The 1,026-nt window shown below is 69.9% G+C and carries 1 protein-coding gene; it reads left to right on the forward strand.

All coding sequences use genetic code 11. The features are described 5' to 3' along the window. The coding region (locus tag JQC81_RS32485; RefSeq protein WP_203275871.1) for a methyl-accepting chemotaxis protein at window positions 1–1,026 on the forward strand (1,026 nt) is incomplete at both ends.

A 1,026-nucleotide genomic window follows, 5' to 3' on the forward strand; every position in this document is an offset into this window, starting at 1 on the left:
GATGACGGGAGCGATGGGCCGGTTGGCTGATGGCGATCTGGACGTGAGCGTCACGGGCACGGAGCGGAAGGACGAGGTGGGGCAGCTGGCCCGCTCGCTGCAGGTGTTCAAGGACAACGCCGTTGAGGCCCGCCGCCTTGCCGCCGCGCAGGACGCCGAGAACCAGGCCAAGATGCGCCGCGCCGAGCTGCTCGACCAGATCACCCGGCGCTTCGAGAGCAACGTGTCGGCGCTCACGCAAGGCCTGTCCTCGGCCGCCACCGAGATGGAGGCCACGGCGCAAACCATGACGGCAGTGGCCAGCCAGACCACCCAGCAGTCGGTCACCGTCTCGTCGGCTGCCCAGCAGACCTCGGCCAACGTGCAGACGGTCGCGGCCGCCACCGAGGAGCTGTCGATCTCGATCCGGGAGATCGCCTCCCAGGTGGCCCAGTCCTCGCAGATTGCCGACCGGGCCGTGCAGGGCGCGCGCCGCACGGATGCTGCCGTGCAGGATCTGGCCTCCACGGCCAGCCGCATCGGCGACGTGGTGCAGCTGATCAACACCATCGCGGGCCAGACCAACCTGCTGGCGCTGAACGCCACCATCGAGGCGGCGCGGGCCGGCGAGGCCGGCAAGGGCTTTGCCGTGGTGGCCACAGAGGTGAAGGAGCTGGCCTCGCAGACGGCCAAGGCCACCGAGGAGATCTCGGCCCAGATCGGCTCGGTGCAGCAGGCGACGCAGCAGACGGTGTCGGCCATTCAGGAGATCGCCCGCACGATCACCGAGATGAGCCAGATCTCCACCTCGATTGCGGCTGCCATGGAGGAGCAGGGGGCGGCCACCGCCGAGATCGCCCGCAACGTGCAGGAGGCGGCGCGGGGTACGGAAGCGGTGACCGGCAGCATCGTGGACGTGCAGCAGGGCGCCGGCGAGACCACCTCGGCGGCCAGCCAGGTGCTGGGCGCCGCCCAGGAGCTGTCGCGCCACTCCAACGACCTCTCCAGAGAGGTCCAGGACTTCCTCCAAGGCGTCAAAGCCGCTTA

Origin of the sequence: Microvirga arabica, from assembly GCF_016811235.1 — a bacterium.
GTDB classification, from domain to species: Bacteria; Pseudomonadota; Alphaproteobacteria; order Rhizobiales; family Beijerinckiaceae; genus Microvirga; species Microvirga arabica.